Here is a 13,150-nt window from a genome sequence, read left to right as displayed (position 1 = left end):
CGGTCACTGCCTCAAGGCTTGAGTTCGGGCGTCGGTGCGGTAGTGATGCCGAGGTGTTGCGCGATACGTGAGGCAGCGGCCAGCAGCAGGTCGTCGTGTCCTGGGCGTGCGGCCAACTGCAGGCCAATGGGTAGCCCGTCCTGGCCGAAGCCGATGGGCAGGTTGATGCTCGGGATGCCGAGGGCTGTCCATGCGCGGCACAGCAAGGGGTCGCCGGTCGACTCTCGGGTGGGCGCTTCGGTCAGTGTCGAAGGGCTCAGGATGAGGTGCGCATCACCGAAAATCAGATCTGGATCGTTCTTGACGCGCTCGATGGTAGTCCGTGCGGCCGCTTCATTACGAGGGTCTGCCTGGGCCACCTGGTCCAGGTAGCGGCTCAGGACCTGCGAGATGTCCGCCGCATGGTCACGGCGTTCACGGGCCAGGTTGGCCAGTACTTCGCCTCCCATGAGCGCCTGCTGGGCGGTGGTCAACTCGCCGAACAGGGTGTTGTACGGCGATTCGTGGACCCCGAACGACGTGCTCTCGGCAGCCAGACGCTGTGCGGCGGCCTCGACGTGCGCACGGATGTCCGGGGTGATGTCCGACCACCATGGGGTGCGCATGAAGGCGATGTTCAGGCTCACCGGAAGCGCTGTCGGGTGGGCTGGGCGCTCGCTTCTTACCGCATCGAAAACGGTCTGGATGTCTTCGATGCGGCGGGCCATCAGGCCCACGGTGTCGAGGGACGGGCTGATCGTCTTGACGCCATCCGCCGGCAGGGCATCGAAGCTGGGCTTGAAGCCGAAGATTCCACAGAACGCGGCCGGGCGAATGACCGAGCCGGCAGTCTGCGTGCCCAGGGCGACCGGCACCACGCCAGCGGCCACGGCGGCGGCCGAACCGGACGATGAGCCGCCCGGTGTGCGATCCAGCTTCCACGGATTGCGGGTCTTGGGCGGGTTGAACAGGGCGAACTCGGTCGTCACGGTCTTGCCGAAGGGCACGGCCCCGGCCTGCCGCAGACGGCTCACGATGAGCGCATCCTTGGCCGGGCGGTGGTTCGCGTAGATCGGCGAGCCGTAGGTCGCGGGTGCATCGGCGGTATCGATCAGGTCCTTGATGCCTATGACCAGTCCGGCCAGCGGCGCGGCGTCGGTGCGCTGGTCCTGGAAGCGTGCCTCCTCGCGGGCACGCTCTTCATCGAACCACTGGAAGGCCTGGATGCGCTCTTCGGTCTGGTGGAACCGCTCGATGCATGCTTCGACGGCCTGTTGGCTGGAGCGGGTATCGGGCGATGTGTTCGTAGAGGCTGACATGGTGTGACCTCAGATAGTGAAGGGGGCGATCAGGATGGCGATGCTCAGCACGGCTGTGCCGATCAGGAAAGCCACCACGGTGAATCCCATGACCTGGCGCACGTTGAGCCGCGCGATGGCGAGCACAGGCAGCAGCCAGAAGGGTTGGATCATGTTGGCCACGGCCTCGCCGAATGCGACGGCCATCGACATCAGGCCCATGTAGGCATCGCTGGTCTGGCCGATCGCCAGGGCGGACTGCACGGCGATGGGACCTTGTACACCCCAGTGTCCGCCGCCCGAGGGTACGAAGAGCGAAATCACGATGGAGGCGAGGAAGGTGAGGAACGGCAGCGTGTACTCGTTGGCGCCGGTCACCAGTGCGGAGGACAGGATTTCTTCCAGCGCCTGGCCGCCTTCCATGGGCAGGTAAGCGAGCAGCCCCATGATGCCGCCGTACAGCGGGTATTGCAGGATCAGCGGGCCGGCGGTCTTGGCCGACTCGACGAAGGCTTTGATGAAACGGATCGGCGTCCAGTGCAGCAGGGCCCCCGTCACGGTGAACAGCATGATCATCGAAGAGATGTTCAGCGTGAAATCGCTACGGACGAAGTAATAGATACCGGCCGCGAAGAACAGCACGTTCAGGATCCAGAGGTTTTCGAGCTTCTCGGCGAATGTCTTGGGCTCGGTCTTCGGCAAGTCCTTCTCGATATCGGCGAACACCGCAGGATCGGGTGCGAGCGAATGTTGTGGCTCCATGCGCCAGATGGTGATGCCGAGGATGAAGATCAGTGCCACGACCGGGATCCAGCTATAAGGCTGGAAGATCGTGAGGCTGAAGGGAACGGTCATGCCGGTCAGTTGGTAAATGACGTTGATCGGGCTGTTCGGGTCGGTGTTGGCCAGGGCGATGGAGCTGGAAAGACCCTGGGTCCAGAGCAGGTAGCCCATGTAGCCGGAGGCGATGAGGTAGCCGAAGTGGACATTGGGCAGACGCTTGGCGACCTGCCGGGCGACCAGTGCGCCAGCGACCAGGCCCAGGCCCCAGTTGAGCAGGCAGAAGAAGGCGCCGATGGAGAAGCACAGCAATGCGCCTTCCACCTGGGTACGTGGATAGGAGGCCAGCCGGATGATGGCGCGCTTTAGCGGTGGCGCTTCGGCCAGGGTATAGCCCGTCACCAGGATCAGGATCATTTGCAGGGCGAAGGTAAAGATGCTCTTGGGTCCCCAGACCCCTTTGTACCAGGCATCAACCATTCCGCCTGGAGTCGCTCCGTCGACAAAGAGCGTGATCATGCCCACGACGGCAATCGTCAGGATGATCGCGAACAGGTAAGGATCCGGCATAAACCGTTCTACGTAGCGTACGCAGATATTGGTGAAGCGGGTCAGTAGGTTCGGCTTGTGCGCACTTTGGGCGATATCGACGTTGCTCATGATGTTCTTTTGCCTCCCTTGAGATGGTTATCTGCCTGGTCGTCGGCGTGGAGCCGCAGGCTGGGGGGCGTTCGATGGGAGCCGAGCGATTGAGGGGTCGCGCTGGAGTGCGCACGAGTATCCATTGCTGCTTGATACATGGCGGTGTGTCCTTGAGGTTGTTTTTATTCTTGTTGCTGATTCTCAAGGTAGAGATTGTGGTCGAGTGGGATCAATAAAGGCTGCGATGGCTTAGTTACGTTAAAGTTAACGATGGGTGGGAGTGCATGCATTCAAGGGCTGGAGGCGGCTCCCTGTGCCTCCGACAGACGGCGATCAGGCCGGTTTGCTGCTGCGATGCGCGGACTGGTACATCCGGCACTCGGCCACCAGCGCCAGCAGGTTGGGATCACGCTCCTTGGCCTTGAGGAAGATCACACCGATCTGCTGTTGCAGGCGGTAGCGGGCCTGCAGGGGAATCAGCCGGATACGGTTCTCGTAGACCGCCGCGATACGCCCCGGCAGCAAGGCATAGCCGACTCCCGAGCTGACCATGCTCAGCAGGGTGAAGATATCGTTCACCTGCATCGCCACCTTCGGTTCGAAACCGGCCTGCTGGAACACCCTTTGGCTGTCGCGGTGGGTCGCGAAGCCCTGGCCGAGGGTGATGAAAGTCGAGTCGCACAGCTCGGCCAGGTCCACTTCCTGCTCGCCGCTGAAGGGCGAATCGACCGGCACGGCGAGGAACATGTCATCGGAGAACAGCGGCAGGTGCTCGCAGTCGCTGTCGTTGATGTTGTCGTCCAGGGAAATCAGGATGGCGTCCAGCTCCATGTTTTTCAGGCGATAGAACAGGTCGACGTTGGAGCCCAGGGTCAGGTCGATATTCAGCTCGCTGCGGCGCAGCTTGAGGCCCATGATCAACTGCGGAACGGTGCGCACGGTCAGCGAGTAGAGCGCGCCGAGTTTGAAGCGTTCGGCGGAGAAGCCTGCGGCTTCGCGGGTCAGGCGCACGCTTTCGAGCACGTCGCGTACCAGTTTCTGTGCGCGCTCCTCCAGTACGAGGGCGCTCTCCAGCGGAATCAGGTTGCGCCCCTCGTGCTTGAACAGCGGGCAGCGCAGTGCGCTTTCCAGCGAATGGATGGCGCGGTGCACGCTGACATTGCTGGTTTCCAGCTCGCTGGCCGCCCGCGCCAGGTTGCCGGTGCGCATGAAGGCGAGGAATATTTCCAGTTTCTTCAGGGTCAGCTCGTCGTCGATCAGCATGGCGTACCTCATCGGCAAGGCGCCCGACTATAGCAAAGCCTGTCGACACCGCACGCGTGCATGAGACCTTGTTATAGTGCGCGCCTTTTTCTTGCCGGGAGAGCCGAAATGGCCAGGATCGTCGTCGAACGCAGCCATGCCCTGGGGCGCGATGCAGCACGGGACAAGGCACAGCAACTGGCCGAACGCCTGCGTGCCGAATACGGCGTGGATTACCAGTGGCGGGGCGATGTGCTGGAAGTCCGCCGCAGCGGGGCCGATGGGTGTATCGAGGTCGGCGAGGGTAACGTCCGTGTGCAACTCAACCTGGGTTTGATGCTGTCGGCGATGGGTGGAAGCATCCAGGGCCAGATCGAGAAGGCCCTGGACAAGGTGTTGCAGGCGTAGGGTCTCGTGCGCCGAAACGTCAACAGCCTCTAGGTCACTGGTCGCGTTCGACGGCGAAGCCAGCCCAGCTCTGGCGCGTCGGCATCACTTCCAGGCGGTTGATGTTGATGTGCGCCGGCAGCGTGGCGACGTAGAAGATCTGCTCGGCAATATCTTCCGCGCTCAGTGGGATGGTGCCCTGGTAAAGCGCGTCCGAGGCGCTCTGGTCGCCCTTGGTGCGCACCAGCGTGAACTCGGTTTCCGCCATGCCGGGGGCGATGTCGGTGACGCGCACGCCAGTGCCGGCCAGGTCGCAGCGCAGGTTGTAGCTGAACTGTTTGACGAAGGCCTTGCTGGCGCCATACACGTGGCTGCCGCGATAGGGCCATTGCCCGGCAATGGAGCCGATGTTGATGATGCTGGTGCCCTCGCCACGTTTGATCAGGGACGGCAGCAAAGTGTGAGTGACGTTCACCAGGCCCTTGATGTTGGTGTCGATCATGGTGTGCCAGTCGTTCAGGTCGACCTGCTGGGCCGGCTCCGGTGCCAGTGCCAGGCCGGCGTTATTGACCAGGCAGTCGATGCCGCGAAAGCCTTCCGGCAGGGCGGCGACCATCGCCTTGACCGCTTCGGCATCGCGCACATCGAGGGTGGCGATATGCACCGGCACCCGTGCCTGCAACTCTTGCTTGAGTGCCTGCAGACGGTCTTCGCGGCGGCCGCTGAGTACCAGCGACCAGCCCGCCTGGGCGAAGCGCCGGGCGCTGGCCTGGCCAAAGCCGGAGGTGGCGCCGGTGATGAAGGCAATCTTGCTGTTCATGTTTCCCTCGATGTCGGTAACGGTGAAACGGAGCCGAAGCGTTGCAGCTGCATTTCCTGCAGGCGGCTCAGGGTACGCCGGAACGGGAACTCCAGGTAACCCTCGCGGTAGAGTTCTGTGAGCGGAACCTGTGCTTCCAGATAGAGTGGGACCTGCCGGTCGTAGCATTCGTCGACCAGGGCGATGAAGCGCCGCACACCGTTGTCGTTGACCGACAGCGCCGGCAACTGGCGGTCGCCGGCGGCCACGCGCTCGACGCCGTCCTCGGTGCCACGGGCAATGCGCCCTTCGCGTTGCGGGCTGCCCAATGCAGGTATTTCCCCCAGCAGGATGGCCGGGAAACGGTCACACAGGGCGATATAGTCCATCGCGGAAAAGGGCTGCTCGCACAGCTCGGTGTAGCGGCACCAGAGGACGTTCTCCCCGCGCCTCACCACCGAGAGTTGGCGATGGCCCAGCGGCAATGCCGCGTCGCTACCGGGCTGCTGGTCATTCAACTGGGCGAAGACTTCGCCGAGTGCGCTGGGCTGGCCTGCTTGCCGTGTCCAGAAGCGCTGGTGCGCACGGCCCGGGTGCAGGCGGTGGTCCTGGCCGCCATCGACCGTGACCACCTGGGTGAAGCGCTCCAGTGCGTCCACCGCCGGCAGGAAACGCTCCCTGTTGTAGCCCTCGGCGTAGAGCTGCCGGGGCGGTTGGTTGGACGTCGCGACCAGCACCACGCCCTGTTCGAACATGGCCTGTAGCAGTCGCCCGAGCAGCATGGCATCGCCGATGTCGCTGACGAACAGTTCGTCGAAGCAGAGTACCCGGGTCTCCTCGGCCAGTTCCCGGGCCAGCGCCAGCAGCGGGTCGGCGGTGCCGGTGAGCTGGAACAGGCGGCGATGCACCCAGTGCATGAAATGGTGAAAGTGCTGGCGCCGCGAAGGCACCAGCAGGCTGCGCTGGAAGCTGTCCATCAGCCAGGTCTTGCCACGCCCGACCGGCCCCCACAGGTAGACGCCTGTTGTCGCCCGTGGCGGCGTGTCATGCAGTGCGTCATGGCACGCCTGCAAAGCCTGGGCGGCCTGATGCTGGGCTTCGTCCGGATGGAAGTCGTCCTGCTCGATGGCAGTTCGGTAGGCCGCCAGGGGTGGCAGGCCGATGTTCGTTCTCATTTGGCTGTATTGCCACCTTGGGCTGCTAGAGTGGTGTCAGGGTCTGTTGACGTTTCGACGCAAGCCGCGTTGTTGCGAGAAATGGCCCCCGGTTAGGCGCAGGACGCAGGCAATGGTCACTCCCTTGTCAAGTCCTGCAACGACAGCGGGGGCCATTTCTCGCACAACCCGGAGGGCCGAGCCAGTTTTTACACGAGGCTGCGTTACTCGATGGCTCATTTGGCCCACCAAACTTCGCATCTCGCGCCTTGCCTCGTGTAAAAACTGGCATCGGCGCGGTCGCGTCGAAACGTCAACAGACCCTAGGCTCAACTTCAGGACGAGGATCGCATGAACCTGTCGCTGCTCAACCGTTATGCCTTTTTCGCGTTCTGCGTGCTCTTCACGCTGGCCAGTCTGGCGTTCTTAGATCAGGGCTGGTTCTGGCCCGCCACCGCGTTGACCGGGCTGCTCAGCCTGGTCGGTGTCATCGACCTGTTGCAGACCCGGCGCGCAGTGCGGCGCAATTACCCGATCCTGGGCAATATCCGCTACCTGTTCGAGAGCATCCGCCCGGAAATCCGCCAATACCTGATCGAAGGCGACGACGACCGCCTGCCATTCTCCCGCGCCCAGCGCTCGCTGGTCTACGCCAGGGCCAAGAACGAAGGCGCCGACAAACCCTTCGGCACCCTGAGCGACGTGTACCTCAGCGGGTTCGAATTCATCAGCCATTCCATGTGCCCGGCGCCGGTGGCCGACCCTGCCGGCTTTCGCGTAGAGATCGGCGGGCCGCAGTGCAGCCAGCCGTATTCCGCTTCGTTGTTCAATGTCTCCGCCATGAGCTTCGGTTCGCTCAGTGCCAATGCCATCCGCTCCCTCAACCAGGGCGCCAGGCTGGGCAACTTCTACCATGACACCGGCGAGGGCAGCATCAGCGCCTATCACCGTGAGGCGGGCGGCGACCTGGTCTGGGAACTGGGCAGCGGCTACTTCGGTTGCCGCACCGCCGATGGCCGTTTCGATCCGGAGCGCTTCGCCGCCCAGGCCCGCCAGCCCCAGGTGAAGATGATCGAAATCAAGCTGAGCCAGGGTGCCAAGCCGGGCCACGGTGGCATCCTGCCGAAGCACAAGATCACGGCGGAAATCGCCCAGACCCGTGGCGTCAGCATGGACGAGGATTGCGTCTCGCCCGCCAGCCACAGCGCCTTCTCCACGCCCATAGAGCTGTTGCAGTTCATCGAGCGCCTGCGTGCGCTGTCCGGTGGCAAACCGGTCGGCTTCAAGCTCTGCCTCGGGCACCCCTGGGAGTTCATGGGGGTGGCCAAGGCCATGCTGAAGACCGGCATCCTGCCCGACTTCATCGTCATCGACGGCAAGGAGGGCGGCACCGGCGCCGCGCCTCAGGAGTTCACCGACCACCTCGGTGTGCCGTTGCGCGAGGGCCTGCTGTTCGTGCACAACACCCTGGTGGGCATCAACCTGCGGGACAAGATCAAGCTGGGCGCCAGCGGCAAGATCATCAGCGCCTTCGACATCGCCTGCGTGCTGGCCATCGGTGCCGACTGGGCCAACTCCGCGCGGGGCTTCATGTTTGCCATCGGCTGCATCCAGTCGCAGTCGTGCCACACCAACAAATGCCCGACCGGTGTCGCCACCCAGGACCCGTTGCGCCAGCGCGCCCTGGTGGTCGAGGACAAGGCGCAGCGGGTCTACAACTTCCACCGCAACACCCTCAAGGCACTGGCCGAGATGCTTGCCGCCGCCGGTCTGCAGCACCCGTCGCAGATCGATGCCCGGCACCTGGTGCAGCGCCTGTCGGCCAACGAGATCAAGCTGTTCTCGCAGCAGCACGTCTTCCTCGAACCGGGAGAGCTGCTGAGCGGCCGGATCGAGGGCGAGTTCTACGAACGCATGTGGCGCATGGCCCGCGCCGAAGGCTTCGAGCCGGCGCCGGCCTGATGCCTGGCGCGGCTTCAGGCGGGTTCGGCACAGCCGGGCAGTCCATGTAGACTCTCGGGACCGAGGCGCCTGCCAGGCGCCGTGAAAAGGATCTGCTGCATGCATCTGGATGCCACGACCGGATGGTTTCATGGGGTCTGTCATTGCCCATCGCCCAATTTCAACCAGCGCCCGGCGGGGGAGGTTTCCCTGTTGGTGATCCACAATATCAGCCTGCCGCCGGGCTGCTTTGGTACCGGCAAGGTGCAGGCGTTCTTCAGCAATCGCCTGTCGCCGGACGAGCATCCGTTCTATGAAACGATCAAGGAACTGCGCGTGTCGGCACATTTCCTCATCGAGCGTGATGGTGTCGTCACCCAGTTCGTCTCCTGTCTGGAGCGGGCCTGGCATGCTGGTGTGTCGAGCTTCGATGGGCGGGAGGCGTGCAACGACTTCTCCATCGGCATCGAGCTGGAGGGGACCGATGAGGCGCCGTTCAGCGAGGCGCAATATGACGTGCTGATCGAGCTGGCGAAGGCGTTGCAGGTGCAGTTCCCTGCCATCACGCCCGAACGGGTCTGTGGGCATAGCGATATCGCACCGGGGCGCAAGACCGACCCTGGGCCGGCCTTCGACTGGTCGCGCCTGGAGCGGGCCGGGATTGCCCGGCGTAACGATGATCATGGCAAAGGGAGGACATGATGAGTTTTCTGGTAGTGATGCTGGCCCTGTTGATCGAGAAGCTCACCGGCTGGCGCGAGCGTATTCAACAGGACGGTCCCTGGCTCGGTGCCCTGCGGCGTATCGAGGCCAATCCGCGTCTGGCGGCATCGCCCTGGCTGGCGCTGCTTTTGCTGGTGGGGGTGCCAGGCCTGTTGCTGGGTGGCTTGTTACTGGCGCTGGCACCACTGGCCTATGGCTGGCTGAGTCTGCCGTTGCATGTGTTGGTGCTGCTCTATGCCATGGGCCGAGGGCATGCCAAGCGAGAGCTGGGGCCGTTCCGCGATGCCTGGCGGCGCGGCGATCAGGAGGCCGCGGCGCTGGTCGCCGAGCGTGACCTGGGGGTGAGCGGGGAAACACCGGCCCGACTGCTGGAGGCTGTACAGGGCTACCTGTTGTGGAAGGGCTACCAGGGCTTTTTCGCGGTGCTCTTCTGGTACCTGCTGCTGGGGCCGGTTGCCGCGCTGGTCTATCGCTTGCTGGTGCTGCTGGTCGAGCATTCGCAACAGGCGCCCTGGCGCGAGCGGGCCGAACGCATACTGCATGCTTTCGACTGGTTGGCGGTCAGGGCTTTGCTGGCGAGTTTCGCGCTGGTCGGCAACTTCGTCGAAGTCAGCCGCGCCAGCCTGCACGAAATCCTGGGTTGGGACACACCGGCGCGGCAACTGCTGGCCGAGGTCGCGCCGAAGGCCGCCGATCTGCCCGAAGCACGCGATGACGAAGCCGGCAACGCCCGCCTGGATACGCTGGCCGAACTGCTGGTGCGCAGCCGGTTGCTCTGGTACGCCGCCATCGCGGTCTGGACGATCTGGGGCTGAGAACCTGTTCACGATCTGCTACGCGTCGGTCCTGCTGCGTTAAAAACAGGCTCGGAATGCTCATTTACAACTCGTAAACTCCGCTTCCTCGCCTGTTTTTGCCTTGCAGTCCTCTAGCTCGCGAGATCGTGAACAGGTTCTAAGGCGCCGCTTATGCCTTGTCGGCTGCGGCGGCTTCTCCCAGCTCGCGGGTCAGCAGACCTGCATCGACTACGTGGCACTGGCTGGCGTTCTGGCCTGACCAGAGCGGTGTAAAACCATCCATCCCCAGGCTTTCCGCCCGGGCGCGTAGCGGTGTGATGGCATTGCCGGCCAACGGGAAGGCCGGGGCTTCCGGCAGGGGGCCGATTTCCTCGATCAGGCGGTTGACGATGCCGCGCGCGGGCCGGCCGGTGAAGGCGCAGGTGACGACCGTATGCCGTGCCCGCGGACTGAGCAGCGCCTTGCGGTGCAGTTCGCTGGCCAGGCTCTGCGTCGAGGTGAGGTAGGCGGTACCGACTTGTACGCCTGCCGCACCCAGTAGCCTCGCGGCCCTGGCCGTGCGGGCATCGACGATGCCCCCGGCCGCGATCACCGGAACGTCCAGCGCATCGGCCAACTGCGGCAGCAGGGCGAAGGTGCCGAGCTGGCTGGACAGGTCGGTCTCCAGGAACATGCCACGGTGCCCGCCCGCTTCCAGGCCCTGGGCGATCACCGCATCCACGCCATGTTCTTGCAGCCACAGCCCTTCGGCCAGCGTGGTGGCGCTGGCGATGACTTTCGCGCCGCTGCGGCGCACGCGCTCCAGCAGTTCCGGTGCGGGCAGGCCGAAGTGAAAACTGACCACCGCTGGCCGGTGCTTCTCGACGACTGCCGCCATGGCCGAATCGAAGGGCTGGCGACTGGGGCCGCTGGCGATCTGTGCCGGGTCCACCGCTAGCTCCCGATAGAACGGCGCCAGGCGCTCGCGCCAGTGCTGCTCTCGGGCATCATCGATCGACGGTGGCTGGTGACAGAAGAAATTGACGTTGCAGGGGAGCTCCGTCAGTGCCCGGTAGGCGCTCAGTTCGGCGTCGAGCCGGGCTGCGTCGAGCATCCCGGCGGGAATTGCGCCCAGCCCGCCCGCCTGGCTGACGGCCACGGCCAGGCGATGATCCTGGGCACCGGCCATGGGCGCCTGGAGGATGGGGTAGCGGATGTCGAAGAGGTTTTCGAGCGTCATAGCTGTGCTCCTGTCGGGAGGCGGCGAGGAATCGAACAGGTCCAGAACCAGGCCCAGAGCAGCGCCGCGACACCGAGCATGAAGCTTTGCGTCAGGCTGCCGCCCTGGCCGATCCACAGCCCGGCCAGCCAGGGGCCGGCCAGTTGCGTGCCGCCATAGAGGGCGATCAGCGCCGCCGAGAGGCGTGGTCCCTGATGAGGTTGCAGGGTCCGGCCCAGGCGCTGGGTCAGCAGGACACTGCCGATGAAGGTACCTCCGACCAGTACGGCACAGAGCGTGATGCCGACCACACCGGGCCAGAGCAGCGGTGCGGCGGTGCCGATGGCCTGGAGGATATAGGTGGCGATCAGTGCGCGGCGGTCGCCGTGGCGGGCGCCCAAGGCGTTCCACAGTGGTGTCGAGAGCAGGCAGGCGAGGGCGGCCCATTGCCAGGCGCCGGTGATCAGGCTGTGTCCGGCGGGCAGTTGCTGTTGCGCCAGGGTCGGCAGGAAGGTCATGGGCAGGATATAGCCCAGGCCGGCCCCGGCGTAGGCCAGGAACAGCCGGCTGCTGGTGCTATCGAACAGACGTCCATGAGTTGCGTGCGGCCCTGGCGTATCAGCGGTATGCAGGTGCAGGCGTCGCAGCAGGCAGATGCTCAGCACGGCCAGCGGTAGCGCGACGATCGCCATGGGCCACCAGCGTTGTGCGCCGTGTAATTGGTTGGCCGGGGCGTCCGCCAGCCAGCCGGTCAGCAGCAGGCCTGCCGCGAAGCCCAGGTAGACCAGGCCGCTGAGGTGCGCGCTCTTGCGTTGTGCAAGCCATTCGAGGACCAGGGCCGGTGCCAGGACGAACACCAGGCCGTTGCTGATGCCATTGAGCAGGCGCAGCACCAGCAAGGCTTCGTAATTCTGGGTGAAGCCCTGCGCCACGGTGATCAGGGTGTTGGCCAGCAGGCTGAGCGGCACCGCCAGGTGCAGCCGGGCGGGCGTGTAGAGTGCCACCGCCGCGAGCGCGCCGGCCAGGTAGCCGACGTAGTTCCAGGTGGCCAGGTGGGCGCCTTGTTGCAGGTCGAACAGTCCGTCGGCGAGAAAGTAGGGCAGCAGCGGCGTGTAGGCAAAGCGTCCGATGGCATGCGCCACCACCAGGGCGGTGGTGCCACCGAGCAGAGCCAACAGGATCGAGCGTGAGATCATGCTTGTCACTCTTCTTGTTGTTGTCTGCCGGCAGACTACTGCTTGCCAGGTGTGGACTGCGAGTGAAAAATACTGACCTGTTCTTTCACTTTGAGTGAGGTGTCCCGATGTCGGCCTGGGAGCGCCTGAATCCACAGTTGCTGCGGCATTTCCTGGCGATCAGCCGGTGCGGATCGCTGACATCGGCAGCCGATCAATTGCATTGCGTGCCCTCGAATGTCTCCGCACGCCTGCGTCAGCTCGAAGGTCAGCTGGGGGCACGGCTGTTCCAGCGCCAGGCCCAGCGCTTGCGCCTGACGCCGGCCGGTGAGCGCCTGCTGCCCTACGCCGAGCAACTCGACCGGCTGTGCCAGCAGGCCTGGCGCAGTGTGCAGGACGATCTCTGGTCGGGGACGCTACGCCTCGGTGCGATGGAAACCTGCGCGGCGGTGCGCCTGCCGGAGGTGCTGGCGACGTTCCACCGGGATGCTCCTCGCGTGCAAATGCATCTGGAGACCGGCACCAGCAGCGATCTGCTTGAAGATGTCCTGGCCGGGCGGCTGGATGCCGCGCTGATTGGCGGTCCTTATCAGCACCCGGCGTTGCGCACCGAAGCCATCTGGCCGGAGCGCCTGGCCCTGGTGCTGGCCCTCGGCGTGCAACCGAAGCAGGCATTGGCGAAGCCGGTCACGCTGATTGGTTTCCCGGGTGGTTGCCATTACCAGCAACGCCTGGAGCGTTGGAGCGAGGCGCAGCAACTGCGGGTGGTCGCACGCCAGAGCTATGGATCGCTGGATGCGATCTTCGCCAGCGTTGCCGCCGGTATGGGCATCGGCATGCTGCCGTTGTTCCTGCGCCATAGCCACCCGCGTGGCGCGCTGGTGGAGTGGCAGGAACTGCCGGTCGAGCTGGCCGACGCGCCAACCCTTCTGGTGCGCCGCCAGGATGCCGTGGAGCATCCGGCGCTGGAGCACCTGCTCGAACTGCTGCGTGCCCGGCGCGGCAGCAACGGCTAAACTGCGCGGCCTTCGAGGA

12 protein-coding genes are annotated in these 13,150 nt (G+C 64.7%); 5 read left to right on the top strand and 7 right to left on the bottom strand.

Annotation, left to right across the window (positions count from 1 at the left end):
• Positions 1–11: 11 nt before the first annotated feature.
• From HW090_RS08975 to HW090_RS08965, 3 genes are all read right to left on the bottom strand, one after another.
• Positions 12–1,298: an amidase gene (locus tag HW090_RS08975; RefSeq protein ID WP_179113198.1), complete on the bottom strand. Its 1,287-nt coding sequence runs from the start codon at positions 1,296–1,298 to the stop codon at positions 12–14.
• Between the two features lie 9 nt (positions 1,299–1,307).
• The gene (locus tag HW090_RS08970) at positions 1,308–2,717 is read right to left on the bottom strand and encodes a short-chain fatty acid transporter (protein WP_179113197.1); all 1,410 of its coding nucleotides are present in this window, start codon (positions 2,715–2,717) and stop codon (positions 1,308–1,310) included.
• A 315-nt stretch (positions 2,718–3,032) separates the two neighbouring features.
• Positions 3,033–3,962: a LysR substrate-binding domain-containing protein gene (locus tag HW090_RS08965; protein WP_179113196.1), complete on the bottom strand. Its 930-nt coding sequence runs from the start codon at positions 3,960–3,962 to the stop codon at positions 3,033–3,035.
• 108 nt (positions 3,963–4,070) lie between these two features.
• Between HW090_RS08965 and HW090_RS08960 the strand changes: the two genes are divergently transcribed.
• Positions 4,071–4,349 (top strand): polyhydroxyalkanoic acid system family protein, encoded by a 279-nt coding sequence (locus HW090_RS08960; protein WP_179113195.1) that lies wholly within the window; start codon positions 4,071–4,073, stop codon positions 4,347–4,349.
• A 34-nt stretch (positions 4,350–4,383) separates the two neighbouring features.
• On the opposite strand, the gene HW090_RS08955 is transcribed toward HW090_RS08960, so the two are convergent.
• Positions 4,384–5,148: an SDR family oxidoreductase gene (locus HW090_RS08955; RefSeq protein ID WP_179113194.1), complete on the bottom strand. Its 765-nt coding sequence runs from the start codon at positions 5,146–5,148 to the stop codon at positions 4,384–4,386.
• Positions 5,145–6,302, bottom strand: coding sequence for a cell division protein ZapE (zapE, locus tag HW090_RS08950; RefSeq protein WP_179113193.1), 1,158 nt, complete (start codon positions 6,300–6,302; stop codon positions 5,145–5,147). The genes HW090_RS08955 and zapE overlap by 4 nt, the downstream gene beginning before the upstream one ends.
• Positions 6,303–6,632: 330 nt before the next feature.
• On the opposite strand from zapE, the gene HW090_RS08945 reads away from it, so the two are divergent.
• From HW090_RS08945 to ampE, 3 genes are all read left to right on the top strand, one after another.
• Positions 6,633–8,243, top strand: a complete 1,611-nt coding sequence (locus HW090_RS08945; RefSeq protein ID WP_179113192.1) for an FMN-binding glutamate synthase family protein — start codon at positions 6,633–6,635, stop codon at positions 8,241–8,243.
• Positions 8,244–8,342: 99 nt separating this feature from the next.
• Complete coding sequence (gene ampD, locus HW090_RS08940; protein ID WP_179113191.1) at positions 8,343–8,924, top strand: 1,6-anhydro-N-acetylmuramyl-L-alanine amidase AmpD; 582 nt, start codon at positions 8,343–8,345, stop codon at positions 8,922–8,924.
• Positions 8,924–9,760: a regulatory signaling modulator protein AmpE gene (gene ampE, locus HW090_RS08935; protein WP_179113190.1), complete on the top strand. Its 837-nt coding sequence runs from the start codon at positions 8,924–8,926 to the stop codon at positions 9,758–9,760. Before ampD ends, ampE begins: the two co-directional genes overlap by 1 nt.
• Before the next feature lie 151 nt (positions 9,761–9,911).
• On the opposite strand, the gene HW090_RS08930 is transcribed toward ampE, so the two are convergent.
• Positions 9,912–10,961, bottom strand: coding sequence for a nitronate monooxygenase family protein (locus HW090_RS08930; protein WP_179113189.1), 1,050 nt, complete (start codon positions 10,959–10,961; stop codon positions 9,912–9,914).
• Positions 10,958–12,136, bottom strand: a complete 1,179-nt coding sequence (locus tag HW090_RS08925) for a YbfB/YjiJ family MFS transporter (protein WP_179113188.1) — start codon at positions 12,134–12,136, stop codon at positions 10,958–10,960. Before HW090_RS08925 ends, HW090_RS08930 begins: the two co-directional genes overlap by 4 nt.
• A gap of 107 nt (positions 12,137–12,243) precedes the next feature.
• Here HW090_RS08925 and HW090_RS08920 point away from each other — a divergent pair, with 107 nt between their 5' ends.
• Complete coding sequence (locus HW090_RS08920; protein ID WP_179113187.1) at positions 12,244–13,131, top strand: LysR family transcriptional regulator; 888 nt, start codon at positions 12,244–12,246, stop codon at positions 13,129–13,131.
• Positions 13,132–13,150 lie beyond the last annotated feature (19 nt).

Origin of the sequence: Pseudomonas sp. ABC1 (genome assembly GCF_013395055.1) — a bacterium.
Taxonomy (GTDB): domain Bacteria; phylum Pseudomonadota; class Gammaproteobacteria; order Pseudomonadales; family Pseudomonadaceae; genus Stutzerimonas.
Note: the sequence above shows the minus strand (reverse complement) of the source record. Positions and strands in the feature narration are given on the sequence as shown.